Origin of the sequence: Sinomicrobium pectinilyticum, assembly GCF_003725735.1 — a bacterium.
In the GTDB taxonomy this organism is placed as follows: Bacteria; Bacteroidota; Bacteroidia; order Flavobacteriales; family Flavobacteriaceae; genus Sinomicrobium; species Sinomicrobium pectinilyticum.
In genome coordinates this window covers 70,174-93,981 of sequence record NZ_RJTM01000057.1, presented here as the reverse complement: position 1 = coordinate 93,981, position 23,808 = coordinate 70,174, and the positions used below count along the sequence as shown (strand labels likewise).

At 45.9% G+C, this 23,808-nt stretch carries 16 protein-coding genes; 5 read left to right on the top strand and 11 right to left on the bottom strand.

Going from position 1 to position 23,808, the window contains the following annotated elements; translation table 11 throughout:
* Positions 1–35: 35 nt before the first annotated feature.
* The 5 genes from ED312_RS08140 to ED312_RS08120 form a co-directional block, all read right to left on the bottom strand.
* A complete protein-coding gene (locus tag ED312_RS08140) occupies positions 36–2,879 on the bottom strand; it encodes a 2-oxoglutarate dehydrogenase E1 component (protein ID WP_123215501.1) in 2,844 nt (947 codons plus the stop codon).
* Positions 2,880–3,121: 242 nt separating this feature from the next.
* Positions 3,122–3,472 (bottom strand): hypothetical protein, encoded by a 351-nt coding sequence (locus tag ED312_RS08135; RefSeq protein ID WP_123215500.1) that lies wholly within the window; start codon positions 3,470–3,472, stop codon positions 3,122–3,124.
* Positions 3,473–3,534: 62 nt separating this feature from the next.
* A complete protein-coding gene (locus tag ED312_RS08130) occupies positions 3,535–4,827 on the bottom strand; it encodes a metal-dependent hydrolase family protein (protein ID WP_123215499.1) in 1,293 nt (430 codons plus the stop codon).
* Positions 4,828–5,144: 317 nt separating this feature from the next.
* Positions 5,145–6,167 (bottom strand): UDP-glucose 4-epimerase GalE, encoded by a 1,023-nt coding sequence (gene galE, locus ED312_RS08125; RefSeq protein ID WP_123215498.1) that lies wholly within the window; start codon positions 6,165–6,167, stop codon positions 5,145–5,147.
* Between the two features lie 246 nt (positions 6,168–6,413).
* Positions 6,414–7,547 (bottom strand): DegT/DnrJ/EryC1/StrS family aminotransferase, encoded by a 1,134-nt coding sequence (locus ED312_RS08120; protein ID WP_123215539.1) that lies wholly within the window; start codon positions 7,545–7,547, stop codon positions 6,414–6,416.
* Positions 7,548–7,818: 271 nt separating this feature from the next.
* Between ED312_RS08120 and ED312_RS08115 the strand changes: the two genes are divergently transcribed.
* From ED312_RS08115 to ED312_RS08095, 4 genes are all read left to right on the top strand, one after another.
* A complete protein-coding gene (locus ED312_RS08115) occupies positions 7,819–9,060 on the top strand; it encodes a 3-deoxy-D-manno-octulosonic acid transferase (RefSeq protein ID WP_317125669.1) in 1,242 nt (413 codons plus the stop codon).
* Positions 9,061–9,140: 80 nt separating this feature from the next.
* A complete protein-coding gene (locus ED312_RS08110) occupies positions 9,141–9,443 on the top strand; it encodes a hypothetical protein (RefSeq protein WP_123215497.1) in 303 nt (100 codons plus the stop codon).
* Positions 9,444–9,813: 370 nt separating this feature from the next.
* Positions 9,814–10,635, top strand: coding sequence for a purine-nucleoside phosphorylase (locus tag ED312_RS08105; protein WP_123215496.1), 822 nt, complete (start codon positions 9,814–9,816; stop codon positions 10,633–10,635).
* A gap of 514 nt (positions 10,636–11,149) precedes the next feature.
* Positions 11,150–12,634, top strand: coding sequence for a cellulose synthase family protein (locus ED312_RS08095; protein WP_123215495.1), 1,485 nt, complete (start codon positions 11,150–11,152; stop codon positions 12,632–12,634).
* A 111-nt stretch (positions 12,635–12,745) separates the two neighbouring features.
* Here the strand turns inward: ED312_RS08095 and ED312_RS08090 are convergent, their stop codons facing one another.
* The 4 genes from ED312_RS08090 to ED312_RS08075 form a co-directional block, all read right to left on the bottom strand.
* Positions 12,746–13,573 (bottom strand): pseudouridine synthase, encoded by an 828-nt coding sequence (locus ED312_RS08090; protein WP_123215537.1) that lies wholly within the window; start codon positions 13,571–13,573, stop codon positions 12,746–12,748.
* A gap of 86 nt (positions 13,574–13,659) precedes the next feature.
* Entirely contained in the window at positions 13,660–14,568 is a 909-nt protein-coding gene (locus tag ED312_RS08085; protein WP_123215536.1) for a geranylgeranylglycerol-phosphate geranylgeranyltransferase, read from the bottom strand.
* A 408-nt stretch (positions 14,569–14,976) separates the two neighbouring features.
* Positions 14,977–15,915, bottom strand: a complete 939-nt coding sequence (locus ED312_RS08080) for a mevalonate kinase family protein (RefSeq protein WP_123215494.1) — start codon at positions 15,913–15,915, stop codon at positions 14,977–14,979.
* 252 nt (positions 15,916–16,167) lie between these two features.
* Positions 16,168–17,250: a diphosphomevalonate/mevalonate 3,5-bisphosphate decarboxylase family protein gene (locus ED312_RS08075; protein ID WP_123215493.1), complete on the bottom strand. Its 1,083-nt coding sequence runs from the start codon at positions 17,248–17,250 to the stop codon at positions 16,168–16,170.
* 177 nt (positions 17,251–17,427) lie between these two features.
* Between ED312_RS08075 and ED312_RS08070 the strand changes: the two genes are divergently transcribed.
* The gene (locus ED312_RS08070; protein ID WP_123215492.1) at positions 17,428–17,892 is read left to right on the top strand and encodes a DUF4168 domain-containing protein; all 465 of its coding nucleotides are present in this window, start codon (positions 17,428–17,430) and stop codon (positions 17,890–17,892) included.
* Positions 17,893–18,059: 167 nt separating this feature from the next.
* Here the strand turns inward: ED312_RS08070 and ED312_RS08065 are convergent, their stop codons facing one another.
* Complete coding sequence (locus ED312_RS08065; protein ID WP_123215491.1) at positions 18,060–19,304, bottom strand: BaiN/RdsA family NAD(P)/FAD-dependent oxidoreductase; 1,245 nt, start codon at positions 19,302–19,304, stop codon at positions 18,060–18,062.
* A 20-nt stretch (positions 19,305–19,324) separates the two neighbouring features.
* Positions 19,325–23,707, bottom strand: a complete 4,383-nt coding sequence (gene dnaE / locus ED312_RS08060) for a DNA polymerase III subunit alpha (RefSeq protein ID WP_123215490.1) — start codon at positions 23,705–23,707, stop codon at positions 19,325–19,327.
* Between the last annotated feature and the right edge of the window lie 101 nt (positions 23,708–23,808).

Sequence of the window (23,808 nt, the reverse complement as noted above, 5' to 3'; positions counted from 1 at the left end):
TTTTGGTTTACCATGCCTTATGACAGGGACATTTTTTAATGTCCGTAACCATTTTTGGCCCTGTAATCCCTGATGTTGTTATCCTTGTTTTCGTCAAAAACGTAATCTATGACTTCCTGATGTCTCTTTTTGAACCTTACCGCACTTCCGGCAGCAGGGGAAGAATAGAATCTTCTGGAGCATACCCTGAATTCCCGGGCATCCTCGAGATGCATCAGCAAGTGGCTCCAGGCACCCATATTACGGGGTTCTTCCTGTGCCCATACAATGTCTTTGGCATTCTTATATTTGCTTATGATCTCCCTGATCTCATCGGAAGGCAACGGGAACAACTGTTCCAGCCTCACCAGTGCCACATCTTTCTCTCTTCCTTTTTCTTCACGGGCGTCCAGCAGATCGTAATAGAACTTACCGGTACAGAAAACCAGGCTCTTCACATCTCCGGCCTTTACACCGGCATCATCAATTACCGGCCGGAAAGACCCATTCACCAGATCTTCCACACTTGAAACCGCTTTCGGATGACGCAGTAAGCTTTTAGGTGTAAATACCACAAGAGGTTTACGGAAATTCACTTTCATCTGTCTGCGCAACAGGTGATAGAAGTTGGCCGGGGTAGTACAGTCTGCCACGTACATATTGTCTTTAGCACAAAGCTGCAGATATCTTTCCATACGTGCCGAAGAGTGTTCGGCCCCCTGTCCTTCATACCCGTGAGGCAGCAACATAACCAGGCCGTTCTGTATTTTCCACTTATCTTCGGCGGCAGAGATATACTGGTCGATCATGATCTGCGCACCGTTACTGAAATCTCCGAACTGAGCTTCCCATATGGTCAGCGTCTTCGGGCTGGCCATGGCATAACCGTAATCAAAACCAACTACTCCGTATTCCGAAAGCAGGGAATTGTAGACATAGAAATGGCCTTGTTTTTCATTCAGTTCATTCAGCAATACTACTTCCTCTTCGCTATCCTCTACTTTTAAAACGGCATGACGGTGCGAGAAGGTCCCCCGTTCCACATCCTGTCCGCTTAGCCTCACATTAAAGCCTTCATCGAGAAGGGTCCCGTAGGCGAGAAGTTCTCCCATGGCCCAATCCAGGGTATCGGTTTCGAAGAACATCTTGTGCCTGTCTCCTATAAGTCTTTCTATTTTCCTGAGGAACTTTTTGTCTTCCGGAAGTTTAGTGATAACCTCAGCTATTTTCGTGAGCTTATCTTTGGGATAACCGGTATCTACCGGCTTCAACATTACATCTTCTCTTACCAGCTCATATCCCTTCCATTCATCCTGCATAAAAGGGGTGATCCTGGTGGTATCCTCTTTCCGTGATTCCTCCAGTTCTTCTTCCAGCAGTGTTTTGTATTTGGACTCAAGTTCACTTACATACTCATTATTTATAATACCTTCTTTAATCAGTTTCTCCGCATAAAGGTCCCTTGCGTTTTGATGTTTGGCAATGGCCTTATAGAGTTTAGGCTGTGTAAATTTCGGCTCATCTCCTTCATTATGACCGTATTTACGATATCCGAGAAGATCTATAAAGACATCTCTTTTAAAGGTCATCCGGAAATCCAGGGCAAACAGTGCAGCATGCACCACTGCCTCCACATCATCCGCATTGACATGAAGTACGGGTGACAAAGTCACTTTTCCGACATCCGTACAGTAAATAGATGAACGGGCATCGAGATAATTGGTAGTAAAGCCTATCTGGTTATTGACTACCATATGAATGGTTCCCCCGGTTTTATAGCCGTCCAGCTTAGCCATCTGTACTACCTCATAGGCAATTCCCTGGCCGGCAATGGCAGCATCTCCGTGCACTACTATAGGAAGTACTTTAGAGAAGTCATCTTCATAGTGGTTGTCCTGCTTTGCCCTTGTAATCCCTTCCACTACCGCTCCTACGGTTTCGAGGTGTGAAGGGTTGGGCGCGATATTCATGCGTATTTCCTTACCCGCTTTGGTCTTTCGTTCGGAAGTCCAGCCCAGGTGATATTTAACGTCCCCGTCAAAAGCAGGAATTTCATAGTCCTTACCGTCAAATTCGCTGAAAATATCCTTTGCGGACTTCCCGAAGATATTGGTCAGGACGTTGAGACGGCCACGGTGGGCCATCCCCATGACAAACTGCTTTACCCCCAGATCTGCCGCCTTGTCCACAATAGCGTCCAGAGCCGGAATAAGGGATTCGCCTCCTTCGAGTGAAAACCGCTTTTGCCCCACATACTTGGTGTGCAGGAATCCTTCAAAGGATATGGCATCATTCAGCCTGCTGAGAATGTGTTTTTTCTCTTCGGCAGAAAAAGAAGGATGGTTATCGTTGACATTGAGTTTGTTCTGTATCCATTGTACTTCTTCAGGCTGGCGGATGTACATGTATTCCATCCCGATAGAATCGCAGTAGATCGCCTGAAGATGATCTATGATCTCCCGCAGTGTCTTGGTCCCTATACCGAGTATTTCGCCGGCCTTGAACTCCACGTCCATATCCGCATCCGTAAGGCCGAAGTTCTCCTTGTCGAGCGTAGGGGCATATTGCCTCCTTTCCCTGACCGGATTGGTCTTGGTAAACAGATGGCCCCGGGTACGGTAAGCATCGATGAGATCCACGACCCTGAATTCCTTCACAACAACTGCCGGCACTTCTGCCTGGCCGGAAGTCCCTGAGGAGGAGGCTGCTTCGGGAACGGTTACTTCAATACCATTTGAAGCGACAAAGTCATCGGGTGCAACGCTTTCCACTCCAAAATCGAATCCTTGAAAAAAAGCCCTCCAGCTGGGTTCCACGCTGTCGGGATTCTGTAAATACTGATCGTATAGGTCAGCAAAAAATGCTGTATGCGCAGCATTCAAAAAAGAATACTTATCCATATTATCTTTTTCAGCTGTCTCTTTATGACAATTTTTTTTCAAAAGTACAATATTTCAAATACATGGTGTTAAAGTTATGAGACATTTATATATACAATTAGTAAGATTTTAACAAGTCGAAACAAAAACGCACTTACAGTAACTATATGCCTTTTTTTTGTGGGATTCCCGCCATTTGACTTTACGGACAACAAGAACCGGAAGTCACTCCCGGGGCTTTTATGAAAACCGGGGCCACAGTATCAGGTCCTGTTCTTGAACCATACCTTTTGCCATTCTCTTTTGAGGATGAGAAACGATACTTCCCCGGATATCTCCACCGTATCCAGTGCCTGTATATTTTTCACCTCTGTTTCGGGGACGTCGATAATATAGAGCAGGTTCAGGTAATCGTTAAACCTGTCCCGCATCAGCAGAAATACCGTCTCGTGCAGTATTCTCCCCAGTTTCCCGGGAGAAACGGTCGTATCTATGTCTATATGGATATTGGCGTACAGAAAATCTTTGTTTAACTGCATCACCAGTTTTTCCCATAATTGTTCCTTCCGGGCACAGTCCAGTAAGGCCTCCGTATCTTTCACCTGTGGTACCACAACATTGTTTTAATCGGATGGTTATTTCAGCGGAACGGGCCATCACCTCCGCTCCGCCCTGTTTATTCTGGCTTTGTATGCTCGTTTTTGTAAACCACTCCTTCTTTCATGACAAATACCACATTCCGGAGTGTTTTTATATTTTTGACCGGATCGTCATTCACTGCAATAATATCTGCAATATAACCTTTTTTGAGTTGCCCGATCTGGTCTTTCATCCCCAGCAACATGGCAGGCGTAACCGTAGCCGATCGGATAGCTTCCGCTTCCGGCATTCCTGCTTCCACCATATACTGGAATTCCTTTGCATTATCCCCGTGCTTATACACTCCGGCATCCGTACCGAAAGCTATTTTCACTCCTTTCTTATATGCCTTCGCAAAAGTTCCCTGTATCTTCGGCCCCACTTCCCTGGCCTTGGGAACTACCAGGTCGGGAAAATACCCTGCTATCTCCGCTTTTTCGGCTACTTCCTTTCCCGCGATTATGGTAGGCACATAATAGGCATCATATTCTTTCATCATCTCCATGGTTTCCTCACTCATAAACGTACCGTGCTCTATGGTCTTTACCCCTCCCCGAATAGCGCGCTGCATACCTTCGTCGCCATGCGCATGGGCCGCTACCAGCATGCCGTAATCAGCTGCTGTTTCCGTTATAGCTTTTATTTCGTCTAAAAAGAACTGCGGATTATGACCGCTTTTTGCCACACTAAGCACTCCGCCTGTCGCCGTTATTTTTATGACATCCGCACCGTTTTTATAACGCTGCCGCACGGCTTTCCGGGCTTCCTCGGGGGAATTTATCACACCGTCCTTAGGCCCGGGGTCCCCCATGAGGTCTTTACGGCTACCATTGGTAGGGTCCGCATGACCTCCGGTAGTAGCAATGGACTTTCCCGCGGAAAAAATCCGGGGGCCCACAACGTATCCTTTTTTTATGGCATCGCGCAAGGCTGTATTAATACCGCTACCTCCCAGGTCCCTGACCGTGGTAAAACCGGCCATCAGGGTTTTTCTGGCATACACTGTAGATTCAAAGGCCACATCGGCCTCATTTTCGGTATACCTCGCCAGGTAGCGTTTCGGGTTGGTTTCGTGTTCCAGGTGTACATGCATATCCACAAGCCCCGGTAACACGGTTTTTCCGGACAGGTCTATAACGTCTCCGGAATCTGCCGGGGTCACATAACCGGCTGCCACCTCAATTATTTTACCGTCGGAAATAACCAGGTTTTTTTCATTCAGAATCTCACCACTCTCCGTATCCAGAATTTTTCCGCAATGCAGATAGGTCTTTTGTGCCTGGAGTAAAGCAGCACTGAAGAGCGCGGTGTACAGAAGCATTTTTTTCATTGTTGTTTATTTGGTCAGTTAATTCGTATGAACTATCCAACAGTCCGGTCTCCGGAAAAATGGAAAATCTTTACGGGTACCCGTTGTTAGCCGGCAACAATTTAAAATCAACTACCCCGGGGCAATCCCGATAATAATCGGGATCGGGACACGAGGTACCCAAACGAGTCAAGCCTTAGCCTATTTCAATGCAGAGCACCGGGGAATTAAACCCATTTAATGGGATTAAACTTCTGCAACACCCGGGCTAAATAGCCGTATTTTTTCGGTATGCAACTTCAGATTTCTTTAAAATCCCCCTCGCCCATCCGGATTTATCAGCTTCTTATTTTCTTTTCCCACTCCCATGCCGATCGCATGGCATCATTGAGGGTAGATTTGGCTTTCCATCCCAGTTCCGTATTGGCTTTAGTGGTATCTGCATAGGCAGCGGTAATATCGCCGGGCCTGCGGTCTACTATCTTGTAATTGAGTTTTTCACCGGAAACATTTTCAAAACTCCCGATTACTTCCAGGACGGAACTTCCTTTTCCGGTACCTACATTATATACTTCGTAGTTGTTTTTGTTATCTCCCTTCAGTAATCGTTGCAATGCCACGACGTGGGCCTTCGCCAGGTCCACAACATGGATATAATCGCGTATCCCCGTACCGTCGGGTGTCGGATAGTCTCCTCCGAACACGGATAGTTGTTCACGCACTCCGGCACCGGTCTGCGTAATAAAGGGCACCAGGTTTTGCGGCACTCCCAGGGGCAGTTCGCCGATTTCCACGGAAGGATGTGCTCCAATGGGATTGAAATAACGAAGCGATATAGCCTTCAGCCCTTTATGCACACTACAGGTATCGGCTATAATCTCTTCTCCTATCTGTTTGGTATTTCCATACGGCGATTCTGCTTTTTTCACGGGGGCGTTCTCCGTGATCGGTAATTCGTCTGCCTGCCCGTAAACGGTACAGGAAGAGCTGAAGATAAAGCAGGCCTCTCCTTTATCCCGCAGTTCCTGTAATATGTAGACCAGCGTGTTGATATTGTTCTCGTAATACAACAGCGGCTTTTCCACACTTTCGCCAACAGCCTTGGATGCGGCAAAATGAATAACCCCGGAAATATCGGCATGTTTGGCAAAAAACTCCTTCACTTTAACTTTTTCTCTCAGGTCTATCTTTTCGAACCGGGGTGTTTTTCCCGTAATACGTGTTATTCCTTCGAGCACTTCTATGGAAGAATTGGAAAGGTTATCGATAATCACCACCTCAAATCCTTCGTTCTGCAATTCTACCACCGTGTGGGAGCCAATAAAGCCAAGCCCTCCTGTCACTAATATCTTCTTTTTCATAGTTTTTTGTGATTTTTTAATACCGAATCCCGAATGTTGAGCCGTAGAATTCCGAAGTGCTGTAAAGCATGAATTATGGATTTTTAAAACTTCGTCATTCGATTAGGTTCCTGAACCCAGCCGAAGGGTTCTGTATTCATCATTCGTTATTCCCTAAAGTACAAACTAACGATGTTTTTAATTAGTCAATTCGGTAATGTGATAATTAGAAAATTTACTTATTGGCACATTGATTAATTGACACATTTATTCATTTACAAATTCCTTTATTTTGGATGTAATGTATTCTATCTGTTCGTCTTCCAGTTCCGTATGCATGGGAAGGGATATTACTTCTTCCACCAGTTTATTGGTCACGGAAAATTCTTCTTCTTTATATCTTTCGTCCAGATATGCCTTTTGTCTGTGCAGGGGTATCGGATAATAGACCCCGCATGGTATATCGTGCGCTCCCAGAAATGCTACCAGCGCATCCCTGTCCGCTCCTTTTATCTTCAGGGTGTACTGGTGATAGACATGCGAATCGGTTTCACCTACAAGAACAGGGGTAACGACTTTGTCTTCTCCTTCGAATGCCCTGGTATATTTTGCAGCGGCTGCTTTTCTTTTTTCATTATAGGTGTCCAGCAGGGGCAATTTGGCACGCAGTACGGCTGCCTGTATGGAATCGAGCCGTGAATTCACACCGACGACATCGTGGTGATAGCGCTCATACATACCGTGGTTGACGATACCTCTTATCACATGCGCCAGGTTATCGTCATTAGTAAAAATGGCTCCGCCATCCCCGTAACAACCAAGATTTTTGGACGGAAAGAACGAAGTCGCAGCCACATCTCCTATGGCACCGGTCTTTACCTTTTTACCATCCCTGAAGGTATACGTAGCCCCTATACCTTGTGCATTGTCTTCAATGACATAGAGATTATGCTCCTTTGCTATTTCCATAATGGCATCCATATCGGCACACTGGCCGAAAAGATGTACGGGCACTATAGCCTTGGTTTTCGGCGTTATGGCCCTGCGTATGGCATCCGGGTCGATATTAAATGTATCCGGCTCCACATCCACCAGTACCGGGGTAAGCTGAAGCAGGGCAATAACCTCTACGGTAGCCGCAAAAGTAAAATCGGCCGTAATCACTTCGTCACCGGGCTCCAGGCCCAGCCCCATCATGGCAATCTGCAAGGCATCCGTACCATTGGCACAGGGAATAACGTGTTTTACACCGAGATATGCTTCCAGTTCTCTCTGAAACTCCCTTACTTCCGGGCCGTTGATAAATGCCGTAGAGTTTATAACTTCCGCTATGGAACGATCAACGGTATCCTTGATAAATTCATACTGACCTTTGAGGTCTACCATCTGTATTTTCTTCACTATATCTGTATTTAAATTGAACGCCGCACTCTGACAGGCCCCGCTCCGAATAAAAGTCAATGCTGCGGGGGCATCCACATGAATAGTATCCATATATCAGCGGCTGAAAAACCAAACAATAATACGAAATAAAGGAACGTCCGCCAATGAAACAGGAATGAATTTCTTCGATCCTGAAAATTTGGTTTTACCTCACAGGTTTGCGGAAAGTAATGTATTTTAGCAGCCAAAGAACAGGATTTCGTTCCGTTCCTCAAATTCCGGTTGCACCATGCTGTCTTTTATTTACAACATCCTGATTTGTATTGCAGGTTTTCTGCTGAAGATCATAGCTATATTCAACAATAAAATAAGGTTTTTCGTCAACGGCAGAAAAACGGTTTTTTCGGATCTGCGGAAAACACTGGGCCCGGGCGACAGGATCATCTGGTTCCACACGGCTTCGCTCGGTGAATTCGAACAGGGGCTCCCCGTCATTGAAAAGATCAAAACCGAGTTCCCGGACCGCAAAATTCTGGTTACTTTTTTCTCTCCTTCTGGATACGAAATCAAGAAGGGCAGCAAAGCCGCGGATATAATTACCTATCTGCCCCTGGACACCAGGAAAAATGCAAAAAAATTCCTTGACATTACAACGCCCGAACTTGCCGTGTTTGTCAAGTATGAATTCTGGCCGAATTATCTTTCCGAACTTAATAAACGAAAAATAAACACTATTCTTATCTCTGCCATTTTCCGTGAAGACCAGTTGTTCTTTAAACCCTACGGCGGATTTATGCGACGTTCCCTCCAAACGTTCCGTCACTTTTTTGTACAGGATGAAAACTCGGGTAACCTGCTTAACGGAATAGGTATAGACCGGGTGACCGTGAGCGGCGATACCCGCCTGGACCGGGTAGAAGAGATCCTGCACCGGGATAATACGCTTGAATTCATGGAAACATTCAAGAACGGGAAGCTGTGTTTTGTGGCGGGAAGCACCTGGCCCGAAGACGAAGAACTGCTTTCCGAAATGATAAACAATGCCCCGGAAGATATTAAATTTGCCCTGGCACCACATAATATAAAACCTGCGCATAACGAGAGCCTGCTAAAATCCATCCGGAAAAAGACCGTCCTTTATTCCGAAAGAGAAAAACACCATTTACAGGACTACGATGTCATTATCATCGATACCATAGGGATACTTACCAGAATATACAGTTATGCCGATATAGCCTACGTAGGTGGCGGTATGGGCTCCACCGGGCTTCATAATATCCTCGAACCCGCAGTTTTCGGGATCCCTGTAATTATTGGCAAAAACTACAGTAAATTCAAAGAGGCCAATGAACTTGTAAAACTCGGCGGAGTACTTTCTGTTTCCCATAAAGACCAGCTTTCTCAGGTATTTTCACAACTAATTGAAAAAGAACTGCATAGAAAAGAAACAGGACGAATTAACTCACTTTATGTTAAAAAAAATACAGGCGCTGTAATCCAAATAGTCGGTTTTTTGCGTATATTACTATAGACAAGTAAGCTAAGAAGGGTCAATCGGAAAAACATTTTCCGGATTTTTCTATTTATTAACTCGTAAAAAACATTCAGATTATGAAAAAAGTATCTTTAAGCATGATTTTATTGGCTGTATTTGCAATTACCCTCACTTCATGCAGGGACACCAAGAAAAAAGAAGACGCCGGAGATAAAATAGAAAACTCTCTGGATGAGGCCGGGGACAAGGCAGAAGATGCCTGGGATGACACCAAAGATGCTGCGGAAGACACTTGGGAGGATACCAAGGATGCAGCAGAAGATACCTGGGATGAAACTAAAAAAGCAGCTGATACTATAAAGGAAAAAGCCAAAAAGACCGGCGAGAAAATCGAAGAAAAGATCGATGATAATCAATAGGCTGAAGTCCTGCTGCAAAATATTTGCATAGAAAAAAACCCGTCATATGGTTATGGCGGGTTTTACTTTTTTATATCTTTCCTGTTGTATTCAGGACCGGCCCCGGAAATTACAGGCTAAAAAGTCCGGGGATTTAATGAGAATTCTGTTTTCAATCGTTCAGGTATCGGAGTGTTGAGGGCGTGGAGTCATCAATAGTTATAACACAAAATACCCATAGGGGAAATCCGAAGGAATACCGGCAAATTTTTTATGTGAATGACGGAATTGAAAGGGCTGCCACAATACAAAAATGCTGTAACTTATATATGACAACAACGCCGGACATACTATATTATATCGGTGCAAAATATCTTCAAAACAACAGAACATGACACAAAACGATCTTGACGAATCGGTAGCATATCTTCTCGAAAGGGGTTTCCGGGAGCCGGAAATAGGCATTGTACTGGGTACCGGGCTGGGGAAACTGGCCGATGATATCCGGAATGCCGTAGTGGCCTATTACAGTCACATCCCCTATTTTCCGCTGGCCACGGTAGAATTCCATTCGGGAAAGCTGATTTTCGGGGAACTCGAAGGTAAAAAAATTGTGGTCATGCAGGGAAGATTTCACCTGTACGAAGGGTATGACCTTATCGGCGTAACCTATCCTATCCGGGTAATGCACCGGCTGGGAATAAAAAAATTACTTATCTCCAATGCCGGAGGGGCTGTTAACCCGGAATTCAAAAAGGGTGAGATCATGCTTATCGAAGATCATATCAACCTTCAGGGTGACTCCCCGCTCGCCTTTAAAAATGTTTCCGATTTCGGAAAACGCTTTGTGGATATGAGCAACCCCTATGACACTTCCATGCGGGACATCCTGGTAAAAATAGCACAGGAAAAAGACATCGTCCTCAGAAAAGGAGTGTATGCTTCCGTAGTGGGGCCACAGCTGGAAACCAGGGCCGAATACCGCTACCTGAAGATCATCGGCGCGGACGCCGTAGGCATGAGCACCGTACCGGAAGTAATCGTAGCCAACCATCTGCAACTTCCAGTAGTGGCGGTATCCGTACTCACCGACGAATGTGATCCGGATAACCTGGCCCCCATAGATGTCAATGACATTTTAGCTACTGCAGCCAGGGCCGAACCCGATATGATACTACTTTTCAAGGAATTAATAAAACGACTCCCCGCTTAAAACTTTACCCCGCGGCAAATAAATAGCCCGGTACGCCGTTTAAAGATTGTGTACGGAACATCCGAAGCAAGAAAAATCCTTGATGCCGGAGAGCCATCTTGTTTCGGATACCCGGAAACAGGCAATAGCGGGAGAAAATACGGAGCCTGGCCATAGCGGGATTTTCCCTGCTAAAAAAATTACAGGGAAAAACATCCAAAACATCTGTTATGCTCGTATGTTAATGACAGCAGTTATTCCGAACTACCCCGGCTAATTGAGAAAAAATGATATGTCCGTTATGCATAAAAGGTGTTACCCCTTTAACCCCGGGGAAGTACATCACGGGAAATGCCCGGCGGACCCAAAACACTGAAAATGAACACAGGTGCAGGGAAAATACTATATAACGAAATACCAGATCGTTATAAAAACGGAATAGTGGTCCGAAAAGTTTCGGGAACCGTAAAAGGTACTATCTTTGCCGCCGCTCAATTTTGGGCGGGATATTCAAGTACAGTTTAAAACAATCTAAATGGTGCTAACACTTTCATACATTGCCATTGCTATATACAGCATAGCTTTGTTGCTTATTTTCTTTTACAGCCTGGCGCAGTTAAACCTGCTTTTCAATTACCTGGGGCACAAACGTAAAAACGACGAGGCTCCCAAATTCAATTTACTGGACCCGAGAGAGATCCCTTACGTTACTATCCAGCTTCCTATTTACAACGAGGAATATGTAGTGGAAAGGCTCCTCGAGAATATCGCTAAGATAGAATATCCGCAGAACAAACTGGAAATACAGGTCCTGGATGATTCTACGGACGAATCGGTTGCCGAAACAGCCGGGCAGATCGCCAAACTCCGGGAAACCGGGCTTGACATTCAGCATATCCGAAGGGAAAATCGTCAGGGGTTTAAAGCCGGCGCATTAAAAGAAGGCCTGAAAATAGCCAAAGGAGAATTTATAGCCATCTTCGATGCCGATTTTTTACCGGACAGCGACTGGCTGAAGAAAACGGTGATCTATTTTAAGGACCCGGAAATAGGTGTGGTACAAACCCGTTGGGGACATCTTAACCGTGATTATTCTCTACTCACCAAGATACAGGCTTTCGCCCTGGATGCCCACTTCACCCTGGAGCAGGTGGGGCGTAACAGCAAAGGGCACTTTATCAACTTCAACGGTACGGCAGGGATATGGCGTAAGGAATGTATCATCGACGCCGGGAACTGGGAAGGAGATACCCTTACCGAAGACCTGGACCTGAGTTACAGGGCACAGCTCAAAAACTGGAAATTCAAATATCTTGAAGACGTGGAAACACCGGCAGAACTTCCCGTGGTTATCAGTGCTGCCCGTTCCCAGCAATTCCGCTGGAACAAGGGAGGAGCCGAAAACTTCCGGAAAACGGTTACCCGCGTTATCTCGGCGAAGAACATCCCGTTCAAAACCAAGCTGCACGGTGTTCTTCACCTGCTGAACAGTTCCATGTTCTTATGTGTATTTGTCGTGGCGTTGCTCAGTATACCTATGCTCTATATAAAAAACACCTTCGGACATCTCGACTGGGTTTTTGAAGTAACAAGTTTTTTTATAGCCAGTACCATCATACTGTTCGTGTGTTACTGGTTTACTTATAAAAACATTCAGGGCAGCGGATTTGACAATTTTATCGACTACATCAAAATGTTCTTTACCTTCTTCTCCGTAGCCATGGGCTTTTCCCTGCACAATTCCGTAGCCGTACTGGAAGGACATATCGGTAAAAGAAGTGAATTTGTAAGGACGCCGAAATTCAATATCAAAAATCTTGCAGACAGTTGGAAAGGCAATAAATACCTTCACGAAAAAATTTCCCCCAACACCCTGCTCGAAGCAGTTCTGGCCTTTTATTTCCTCTTTGGCATGTACAGCGCAATATCACTGAATGATTACGGACTATTCCCGTTCCACTTTATGTTGTTTCTCGGCTTCGGGTTCGTCTTCTTTAAATCACTGACTTCCAAAGCCTAATCACAGGAAGGGCATATCTGAAGGAAGAAAACGTTCCGGTGTGACCCAATAGCGGAAAGATAAAACCAGAAAAGGGCTGTTCAAACACAGCCCTTTTCTATTATTTTCCGTTTACATCATTTTGAGATTGATAACCTCCTGTTGTGTCAGGGGGCGCCAGTGTCCCCGCGGAAGGTCTTTTTTGGTAAGCCCGGCAAAAATAACCCGGTCCAGTTTAATCACATCATACCCCAGGTGTTCGAAGATCCTGCGGACAATACGGTTTTTGCCGCTGTGTATTCGTATCCCCACCTCGCGTTTAGGAGCATTTTCTATATAGCTGACCTCGTCTACCTCAATAAGACCGTCATCCAGGGTAAGCCCCTGCTGTATCTTCACCAGGTCTTCCTGCTTAAGGTTCTTGTCCAACTCTACGTGATATATCTTCCGCACCCCGTGTTTCGGATGGGTAAGTTTCTTGGCCAGGTCTCCGTCGTTGGTAAATAAAAGTAATCCGGTGGTATTGCGGTCCAGCCGCCCTACAGGCAGCAATTTGGATTTGGAAGCATTGGACACCAGTTCCATGACCGTTCTTCTCCCCCGCTCATCCCTGGTTGTGGTAATAAAACCTTTCGGTTTGTTCAGAAGCACATATTCTTTCTTCTCCGGCCGGATGAGCTTTCCGTCAAAACGGACCTCATCCGTAAGTTTTACTTTAAACCCGAGTTCGGTCACCGGCTCCCCGTTGACGGACACATTACCCGCGGCAATATAAATATCCGCATCCCGGCGCGAACAGATCCCCGCATTGGCTATATATTTGTTCAGCCGCATTTCATCCGGGTTTTTCGATACGGGCTTCTTGCGTATAGGTGCATTGCCTCTGGCATAACTTTCCTTACGCTCTCCTCCTTGTCTTCCGGATACCTTTCCTCTCCTGTTCTTGTCTGTTCTGCTCATGTCCTCTTTTTTGGCAAAGATAGGATATTCGTCCCTAACTCCGTTATCCGTTATCTTTGAAAGTTGGGCCATTATCCTTTTGACCTTTACAGGATCCGGTTCAGCACCAGGTCGATATCTATCAGCAGGATACTGAACACTCCTGCGACAATTATAAACTTAAGAATGTTGTGCAGTACGAGGTAATCTTTCTTGGAAGATGCTTTCCACATCAGCGCCAAAAAGACCAGGAGCAACAGGAAGCAACCGTAAAAGAAAATATCCATATGACCTATTTCAAATCTGGCTATCAGCAAGTAGGTAGGTACCCAGGTAACGAATGCCAGCAGGGTAATGATCCTCTTGGAGACCTTTTCCCCGTAAATAATAGGAATGGTCCTGTACCCCTGTGCCAGGTCTCCCCTGATGTTTTCGAGGTCTTTCACCATATCCCGGATCAGGATAATGAGAAACAGAAAGATCGCATGTACAAAAATCACCGTTGCAAAATTCTTGTAATAAATAAATACGGCAAAAAAAGGAGTAATTGCCAGAACGGAAGATATCACATTTCCTATCATAGGAATGCGTTTCAGCTTATGTGAATAGAACCACAACGCAAAAATATATACCGAAAAGAAAGCGACGGCGCGAAAAGATACGTAGCTGGCAAAGATCACCGAAGCAAAATTCAGTAGAAAATAGGCCGTTAATTTTGTTCGCTGGCTGATAAGACGGTCGAGCATGGTTTTCCTGGGGCGGTTAATCAGGTCCTTTTCCGCATCGTAAAAATTATTGATAATGTACCCGGAAGCAATGGCAAGTGCCGAAGCGGCGACGATAGCAAAAAGATTACCGTCCAGGACCACCTGCATAAGCGGTTTTTCCGGAGCGAGAATGTAAACGGAGGTAAGATACTGGGCAACGACAATAGCCAGGATGTTATATCCCCGGACCACGGAAAAGACACTTAAAAGCTTAAGTAATAGCAGTTTGTTTTTCCTGGATAGCTGCACACCTTCAATTTTTACGGCCTTATACGAAAACAAAACCGGAAACGGTTATATGTTCCCGGAATAGATATTGCTAATATACGGAAAGCAATATTCTTTTCATACTTATTGCAGGGCAAACGTATCATATACAGAGAGACGAGGAGAACCGGAGATTTGTGGTAATTGATGAAGGTTGCCCGTCGATTTCAGTTTATCCTGAACTTGCCAAAGGGTTCAGGAACCTGATAAAGATTGAAGGTATTGCATGCTAAGGGGTTCTGAAGTTTTTTAGGAAAGATTTTCCGTTTCAACTCCCGAACTAATCAACAACCGGGAAACTGGCAAACCGGCAACAAACCTTAAACATAGAATTACTCAATTACAACGTGTTAGGCCTGATATGTATTGCTTTCAGGGTTATTTATGTCATCAGAAATTGTAGACTACTTCCAGGTTGTAGTCTTTGAGAGCTTTTCTGGCCTTATCGATATCCTGGGTAAAACCGAGTATATATCCTCCCCCTCCGGAACCACAGAGTTTCAGGTAGTATTCATTGGTTTCGATACCGTGTTTCCAAAGTTTGTGAAACTGTGCCGGGATCATGGGTTTAAAATTGTCCAGGACCACGTGCGACAATTGTTTGATATTCCCGAAAAGCGATTTTACATCCCCTTTCAGGAAATCCTCCACACAGGCATCGGTATGCTTGATAAACTGTTCTTTAAGCATTTTACGGAACCCTTCCTGCTTCATGTTTTCCATAAAAATCTGGATCATGGGGGCTGTTTCACCAACCATCCCGCTATCCAGCAGAAAAACCGCACCCTTACCGTCTTTCTTCTGTGAAGGGATTCCCGCAGGTTCTATATTATCTTTCGAATTGATGAGTATGGGAATACTGAGGTAACTGTTCAGGGGGTCCAGTCCGGAAGACTTCCCGTGGAAAAAAGATTCCATTTCCCCGAATATCTCTTTTAATTTCAATAATTTATCCCTGGTAAGGTTTTCCAGTACGGTGATCTTGTCAGTGGCATATTTATCGTAAATGGCGGCTACCAGCGCACCGCTCGAACCTACTCCGTAACCCTGGGGTATACTGCTGTCAAAATACATCCCGCCCGCCACATCTTCTTTCAGTTTTTCTATGTCAAAAGTCACCAGGCCCGGTTTTTCGGTTTGCAGGCTCTCCAGGTAATCTGCAAATCGTTTCAGGCTGAGGTTGGATTCGGATATTTCCCTTGAAAATTCTTTGGCCGTTTTCAACGCCCCGTTGTAAAAATTATAAGGTATGGACAACCCTTTGGAATCCTTAATGATACCATACTCTCCGAAGAGCAGTATTTTCGAATAAAATAACGGTCCTTTCATGTATTATTTTATTGTGTTTTCAACGGTCATATTTCGACAAACTCAACACAGGAACGAAACCTTTGATGGCTAAAACAACCATCTCTCTGTGCGGAACGGTTTTTCACACCTACCGGTTTCATTCTCTTTAATATTTCGGCCTCAGCTTTATAAAGATACACAAATTTAACGGCGACAACAATTTTTATTGCGTTTTAACACTATTTTTCGCAAACAAATATTGCTGTCTGTCAGACAATATATCGCTCCTCTTTACAGAGATACGGCCCCTTCACCAATGCGGTCGCAAATATAATACCCCTTTTCACAATATGCAACCAACTCATTATTAATAAATTCCATTACTGCCTTTTTTTCCTCTTCCGGGTACAAAACATGGACGTTTGCCCCTGCATCGAGCGTAAAGCAGACATTAGAGCCGGATCTTTTACGAAAATCCCATATTTTACGGATGACCTGAAGGGTTGCGGGGCTCATCAGCATAAAATACGGTTTCCCGGTCATCATCATGGCATGCAGGGTGAGGGCTTCGCTTTCCACGATTTCCGTAAAGCGCGCCATATCCCCCGCCTTTAATACCTGCTGCAATGCGGACAGGTTCTCACCGGCCTGTACAAAACGGCGTTCCGCAAAAGGATGGCCGTGCATAAGCCCGTGGCCCGCGGTACTGCTCACCTGTTTTTCCCCGCGGTCTACCAGTAATATGGTATCCTGATAAGTTTGGAATACGGGGTGCACTTCTCCCGGATAAGAAACCCCGTACAGGTCCGTACTTCCCATAATTCCGGGATGCCTTCCCCATACGACCAGCCCGCCTTCTATACTGCGGCATGCACTACCGGAGCCCAATCTGGCCAGAAAAGACGCTTTCCGGTAAAAATGCTCCTCCGGCATACCGGGAGACATTTCCTTTTCCATGGACATCAGGCATAATGCCAGGGCACTCATTCCACTCGCTGAAGAAGCTATTCCGCTACTATGAGGAAAGGAATTGGATGTTTCTATTGTAAAATGATAATGTCTTAAAAATGGCATATAGCTTTCAATACGGCCAAAAAAACTATTTATCTTAGGTTTAAAATCTTCCCTTGCTTTTCCTTCGAAAAGCAGATCGAAACCGAAACCCGAAACCGGTTGTTCCCGCTTCTCAAAATGCAGCGTCGTAGTTGTGGCACAAGTATCCAGCGTAAAACTAAGGGAAGGGTTGGCAGGTAACTGTTCTCCCCGTTTTCCCCAGTATTTCACCAGGGCGATATTGCTCGGCGATCTCCAGGTAAAACTTCCTGTTTCTATGGTAGCCCGGTATCCGGCAGGCACAAAATCCTTTTCTGTCATCAATCCGTAAAATTTGTACAAAGATAGTGCTTTCCTCACTTTATCATATCCGGAAAATCGGAAGTTAAAAAAGCAGAAAATCCCGTTAAGATCCTGTTAAATCGAAGGTAACTTTGGTGTTTCCTTCATAAATATCGTAGTTTCGGCAAAAATAAAGTAATTAAAATTCCTACAAAAATGAAATTTTCAGGCAAATTAAAAGCTACTCTGATGTGTTTTTTGATGGTGGGCACTGCCGCTTTCGCACAAACAGCAGAACAGAAAAAAGTAGATGTATCGGATGATGAACTGGGTAAAATAGCTGCCGCTTTTCAGGGAGTGCAGGAAGTGAATGTAAAAGCCCAGCAGGAAATGGTAAAGACGGTAGAAGAAAATGGTTTTGAAATAGATCGTTTCAACGAATTATACCAGGCATCGCAATCTCCCGAAAAAGAAGCGGATGCCAGTACAGACGAAAAAGAAAAATTCGGTGTGGTAATGAACAAGATGCAGGAAATGCAATCCGGTTTTCAAAAACAGATGGAAGACGCCATAACCAATGAAGGTATTTCCCTCGACCGTTACCAGGAAGTTGCAATGGCATTACAGACCGATACGGAACTACAACAACGCTTGCAGGCATTACTGGCCCAGCAGCAGTAATCGTAATATCACAACTCATTGTTGGACAAACAACACTGGGAAAAAAGGATTGTCTGAAAAGTCATTCAAGCATTTATTGTTTCCGGGAACATACGAGAGCAGGTGGAATAAGCTTTTTATTCCGTTTCCCGAAAACGACGGATTAAGCACTTTTCGGACAGTCTTTTTTATTTATTCCCTTTTCCCGACAAGGCGCTTATTATTGCTTTAGCAGCTATATACCCCCCTGTCCAGGCACTCTGAAAGTTAAAGCCCCCGGTTACGGCATCTATGTTCAGTACTTCTCCTGCAAAAAACAGCCCTTTGTGGATTTTACTTCCAAAAGTCTTAAAATCTATTTCTTTCAGGTCCACTCCTCCGGCAGTAACAAATTCTTCCTTAAAAGTACTTTTCCCCTCTACCCGGAAAACGCCTTTCGTCAGTTGTCCGGCAAGGTCCTCCAGCAATTCTCTGCGTATTTCCGCCCACCGCATCTCCGCCGGAATTCCCGATGCTTCCGCGAGTTTCACCCATAGCCTTTTCGGAAGATCAAAAGGCCCGGAAGAAAGAATATTCTTTTTTCCGTGAATTTCTTTGTTTTCCTTCAGGACCGCTATGGTTTCTTCAAAAGTCAATTGATGCAGCCAGTTTACCTCTACGGAAAACTTGTAATTACAATCATGCAGTTCCCGGGCTGCCCATGCCGACAGTTTCAGAACGGCGGGACCACTGATGCCCCAATGTGTTATCAGCAGGGGTCCTTCAAAAACACCGGTACTCTTTTCTCCCGATATCCTCACGGAGACCCGGGCAGCCAATCCCATAAGGCCTGCAAGACGCGGATCTTTTATATGAAATGTAAAAAGTGAAGGAACAGGGGGTACTACGGAATGCCCAAATCGGCGGATAATATTCCACATTTTCGGACTGCTTCCGGTAGCTATAAGGAGCTTGCGGCAGGTAAAGTTTCCTTTCGCCGTCACCAGTTCCCAGCTATTTCCGGCGGATTGTATTTCCCTGATGGCATGCCCCGTCAGGACCTGTACCCCTCGTTGTGCCGTTTCCCGGAGCAGGCAATCAATAATGGTCTGTGACGAATCGGTTTCGGGAAACATACGGCCATCCTCTTCTGTTTTAAGCCTTACTCCCCTGCTTTCGAAAAATTGTACCGTATCTCCGCTGCAAAACGTGTGGAAAGGCCCCAATAATTCTTTTTGTCCCCGGGGATAATGTATGGCCAGTTCGCGCGGAACAAATTCGGCATGTGTAACATTACACCGCCCTCCTCCTGATATTTTTACTTTGGCAAGCACTTCCCCGCTTTTTTCCAGTATCATTATCCTTATACCGGGCAAAGCCTCCGCCATATGGGCAGCGGCGAAAAAGCCTGCCGCCCCGCCTCCTGCAATAATTACATCCGCATCTTTTGACATCCCTATCTCTTTGCAGGAAATTAATTCAGTTTATACACCAGGTCCCTCCTGCTCAGTTCCGTAAGGAGTTCATTAGAAATACGCACCTTTTTCTTCCGGCTGGGCATATATAACTTTAATTTTTCATCCATCTTGTAAACGGTAAAGCTCAGGGCATGGTCTCCCTTGTGCTCCTGTATAATGTCTTTGAGTACCCGGATCTTGGAATCCTCCAGGTCTTCGATATTGAGATGGATAGTAAGTTTTCTCGCGTAGGCTTCCATGACATCCTGTAACAACTGCATACTGTTAAACTGCAGGCGGGGGTCTCCCCGCTGACCGGTATCGCGGTTAACCCATCCTTCGCGGATAAAGACCTTCATGTAAATAAAGGAATTCACCATCAGGAAATGCCTGAATTTGAGGTATTCTTCCCCGAAGATCTTAAACTCATAGGAATCCGTGTAATCTTCTACGATAAATGCAGCCCATCCCTTTCCGTTCTTGGAGGTCCTGTGCTGCACATCGGTGATGACCCCCGCCAGCGAAAGCTCCCTGTTGGTATAATTCTCCAGTTCGTTCAGCAGACCTATATTTCCGTTGCAGAAATATTGCATTTCGGTTTTAAAATCATCCAGCGGATGGCCGGAAATATATATGCCCACAACTTCCTTCTCTCTCCGGAGTTTCTCCATAGTCCCCCATTCCTCACAGGGGGGTACCACCGGTTCGGGTATCTGTACTTCACTGGCTTCCCCGAAAAGGCTTACCTGCGCGGAATTTTCGTTTTCCTGGTATTTGGCAGCATACCGCATTACTTTTTCCAGGAAAACAATGCCATCGCCTTCATCGTGAAAATACTGGGCGCGGTGCGTCTCATCAAAAGAATCGAAACCACCGGCCAGGGCAAGGTTCTCGAATGCTTTTTTATTGGCCGCACGAAGGTCTACCCGCTTTGCCAGGTCAAATACGGAGCGGTATGGCCCGGATTCCCTGTTCTCCACAATGGTCTCCACGGCACCACGGCCCACTCCCTTAATGGCCCCCATTCCAAAACGTATGGCGTTGTCCTTGTTTACGGTAAACTTGTAAAAGGATTCGTTTACATCCGGCCCGAGAACATTCAGTCCCATGCGCCTGCACTCTTCGAGGAAGAAGGAGACGGACTTGATGTCGTTCATGTTGTTGGAAAGTACGGCTGCCATATATTCCGCAGGATAATTGGCTTTCAGGTAAGCTGTCTGGTAACCGATCCAGGCATAGCAGGTAGAGTGACTTTTATTAAATGCATAACTCGCAAAGGCTTCCCAGTCTTTCCATATCTTCTCCAGTACTCCCCTGTCGTGGCCGTTCTTTTCCCCCCCGTCCAGGAACTTGGGCTTTAACTGCTCCAGCAGGGCAAATATTTTTTTACCCATGGCCTTTCGCAACACGTCCGCTTCACCCTTGGTAAAACCTGCAAGTTTTTGCGACAGCAACATCACCTGCTCCTGGTACACCGTAATACCATAGGTTTCCTGGAGGTACTCTTCCATTGCAGCAAGATCGTAAGTGATCTCCTCCTTACCGTGTTTCCGGTTGATAAAACTGGGGATGTATTCCAGGGGTCCCGGACGGTACAGCGCGTTCATGGCTATGAGATCGGCAAAGACCGTCGGCTTCAGTTCTTTCATGTATTTCTGCATCCCGGGGGATTCGTACTGGAATATCCCTACGGTTTCACCGCGCTGAAAGAGCTCATATGTCTTTTGATCGTCCAGCGGAAAATCATCCGGGTTGAGGTCTATATTGTGCTTGTATTTCACCAGCTTTACCGTATCCTTGATCAGGGTCAGTGTTTTCAGCCCGAGAAAGTCCATCTTCAGCAGACCCGCGCTTTCCACCACCGAGTTGTCGAACTGTGTTACGTACAGGTCGGAATCCTTGGCTATAGATACCGGGACGAAATTCGTAATGTCATCCGGGGTAATGATAACGCCGCAGGCATGTATCCCGGTATTCCTTACGGAACCTTCGAGTATCTGTGCCTGTTTTATCGTCTGTGCTTCAAGATCGGCCCCTTCGGCCAGGTTTTTCAGTTCGTTCACCTTTAAGAGTTCATCCGAACGAAGGCTGGATTTCAGTTTGCTGTCATCCAAAGAGAATATTTTGGCCAGCTTCATATTGGGGATGAGCTTGGCTATCCTGTCGGCATCGCCCAGGGGAAGATCCAGCACCCTGGCCGTATCGCGGATGGAAGATTTGGCTGCCATAGTACCATAGGTAATGATCTGTGCTACCTGGTTGGCCCCGTACTTGTCAATAACATAATCCATAACCCGGCTTCGCCCCTCATCGTCAAAGTCGATATCGATATCGGGCATGGACACCCGGTCCGGATTAAGGAAACGCTCAAAAAGGAGGTCATAGGCTACGGGATCGAGATTCGTGATCCCGAGACAGTAAGCAACTGCCGAACCTGCTGCCGAGCCACGCCCGGGCCCTACGGAAACCCCCATATCTCTTGCGGCAGCGATAAAGTCCTGCACAATAAGAAAATACCCCGGGTACCCTGTCCGTTCTATAACACTTAATTCAAAGTCGAGACGTTCCCGTATTTCTTCGGTAATTTCCGGATATCTCTTCTTCGCCCCTTCATAGGTAAGGTGACGCAGATAGGCATTTTCTCCTCTTTTTCCACCGTCTTCATTATCCTGTGCATCCTGGAACTGTTCCGGTATATCAAACTTTGGCAGTAACACGTCTCTCGCCAGCTCATAAGGCTCTATCTTATCCACCACTTCCTGAATATTGGAAATGGCTTCGGGAAGATCGGCAAAAAGGGCTTTCATCTCTTCCCCGGACTTAAAATAATATTCCTGGTTCGGCAGGCCGTAACGGTATCCCCGTCCTCTCCCGATAGGTGTGGCCTGTTTTTCCCCGTCCTTTACACAAAGGAGAATATCGTGAGCATTGGCATCCTCTTTGGTTATATAGAAGGTATTGTTGGTAGCTACCATCTTTATGTCGTGCTTTCTGGCAAACTGCACAAGGACATTGTTCACCCTGTCTTCATCTTCCTGCCCGTGCCGCATCAGCTCTATATAAAGGTCCTCCCCGAACTGATCTTTCCACCATAACAGGGCCTCTTCTGCCTGATTCTCTCCGACATTCAGTATTTTACCGGGGACTTCACCGTAAAGGTTACCGGTAAGTACAATAATATCTTCTTTGTATTTCTTAACAACTTCCTTATCTATCCTGGGCACATAATAGAACCCCTGCGTATAAGCCACGGAAGACATTTTTGCCAGGTTGTGATAGCCCCTTTTGTTCTTTGCCAGCATCACCACCTGGTAGCCGTTATCCTTACGGCTTTTATCCAGGTGATTTTCACACACGTATAACTCGCAGCCTACAATGGGCTTTATTTCTACTTCAACGGCTTCCTCCCCCTTCTCCACTGCTTCTGCATTCTTCGCCTTTACCGATTTGTTATAGTTACTTATCTCTTTAACAAAGTGAAAGGCACCCATCATGTTCCCGTGATCGGTAATGGCGACAGCGGGCATTTTTTCACGGGCGGCGGCAGCTACCAGGTCGGGCAGGCTCGAAGTGGCCTGCAATACCGAAAACTGTGTATGGTTATGCAGGTGTACAAAGTCCAGTTTTTTGAGCTCTTCCTTGTTTTCTTCCAGTTCCTGCCTGGAAATGTCCGTGCCCTGCGCTTTCTGTATCCTTTTGCGAATGGCATCGGAAGCGGCTTTCAGGTTGATATGCTCCAGCCCTATAAGCTGTATCTCCTGCGGATTGGCTTCGCGGAATCTTTCAAAATACCCCGGAAGCACATCCAGTTCTTCTTCTGTAAACCCTTCTCCTATACGAATGAGTTCAAAGAAACAGCGTGTAGTGGCCTCCACATCGGCCGTAGCGTTGTGGGCTTCGGCAAACGCCTCCCCGAAGAGTTTTTCGTGCAGTTCGGTCAGCGTGGGAAGCTTGAATTTTCCTCCGCGACCTCCGGGTATACGGCAAAACTCTGCCGTAGTTTCCGTACAGGTATCCAGTACCGGCAGGGAGGTAAGGGGTGAGTCCATTCCTTCCCGGTAAAATTCACAGCCCATGATATTCACGTCGAACCCTACGTTCTGTCCGACTATAAATCTGGTTTTGGCCAGCGCTGCATTGAATTTTTCCAGCATATCCTTAAGCCCTATACCTTCCTCTTCGGCAAGTTCGGTAGATATTCCGTGCACCCGCTCCGCGTCAAAAGGGATATTAAATCCTTCGGGCTTCACAAGGTAATCTCCGTGCTCTACAAGGTTTCCCATATCATCATGCAACTGCCAGGCGATCTGTATACAACGGGGCCAGTTATCCGTATCCGTTAACGGGGCATCCCAGCGTTTTGGTAATCCGGTAGTCTCGGTATCGAAAATAAGGTACATAAGGGTGTGGTTTGTGTGGTCTGCCAGAGGCAGGATTCTTTACGATTACTGTCCGGTGGCATTTCGGTTAAAGGCCTTCGCTTAGGCCACATGAAACACGT

Excerpts from the sequence above, each read along its gene's own strand:
- ED312_RS08090 (WP_123215537.1), bottom strand. The coding sequence starts at position 13,573 with ATGAGCAGAACAGACAAGAACAGGAGAGGAAAGGTATCCGGAAGACAA.
- ED312_RS08105 (WP_123215496.1), top strand. The coding sequence starts at position 9,814 with ATGACACAAAACGATCTTGACGAATCGGTAGCATATCTTCTCGAAAGG.
- ED312_RS08130 (WP_123215499.1), bottom strand. The coding sequence starts at position 4,827 with ATGAAAAAAATGCTTCTGTACACCGCGCTCTTCAGTGCTGCTTTACTC.
- ED312_RS08110 (WP_123215497.1), top strand. The coding sequence starts at position 9,141 with ATGAAAAAAGTATCTTTAAGCATGATTTTATTGGCTGTATTTGCAATT.
- ED312_RS08080 (WP_123215494.1), bottom strand. The coding sequence starts at position 15,915 with ATGAAAGGACCGTTATTTTATTCGAAAATACTGCTCTTCGGAGAGTAT.
- ED312_RS08070 (WP_123215492.1), top strand. The coding sequence starts at position 17,428 with ATGAAATTTTCAGGCAAATTAAAAGCTACTCTGATGTGTTTTTTGATG.
- ED312_RS08115 (WP_317125669.1), top strand. The coding sequence starts at position 7,819 with ATGCTGTCTTTTATTTACAACATCCTGATTTGTATTGCAGGTTTTCTG.
- ED312_RS08140 (WP_123215501.1), bottom strand. The coding sequence starts at position 2,879 with ATGGATAAGTATTCTTTTTTGAATGCTGCGCATACAGCATTTTTTGCT.
- galE (WP_123215498.1), bottom strand. The coding sequence starts at position 6,167 with ATGAAAAAGAAGATATTAGTGACAGGAGGGCTTGGCTTTATTGGCTCC.
- ED312_RS08095 (WP_123215495.1), top strand. The coding sequence starts at position 11,150 with ATGGTGCTAACACTTTCATACATTGCCATTGCTATATACAGCATAGCT.
- ED312_RS08075 (WP_123215493.1), bottom strand. The coding sequence starts at position 17,250 with ATGACAGAAAAGGATTTTGTGCCTGCCGGATACCGGGCTACCATAGAA.
- ED312_RS08065 (WP_123215491.1), bottom strand. The coding sequence starts at position 19,304 with ATGTCAAAAGATGCGGATGTAATTATTGCAGGAGGCGGGGCGGCAGGC.
- dnaE (WP_123215490.1), bottom strand. The coding sequence starts at position 23,707 with ATGTACCTTATTTTCGATACCGAGACTACCGGATTACCAAAACGCTGG.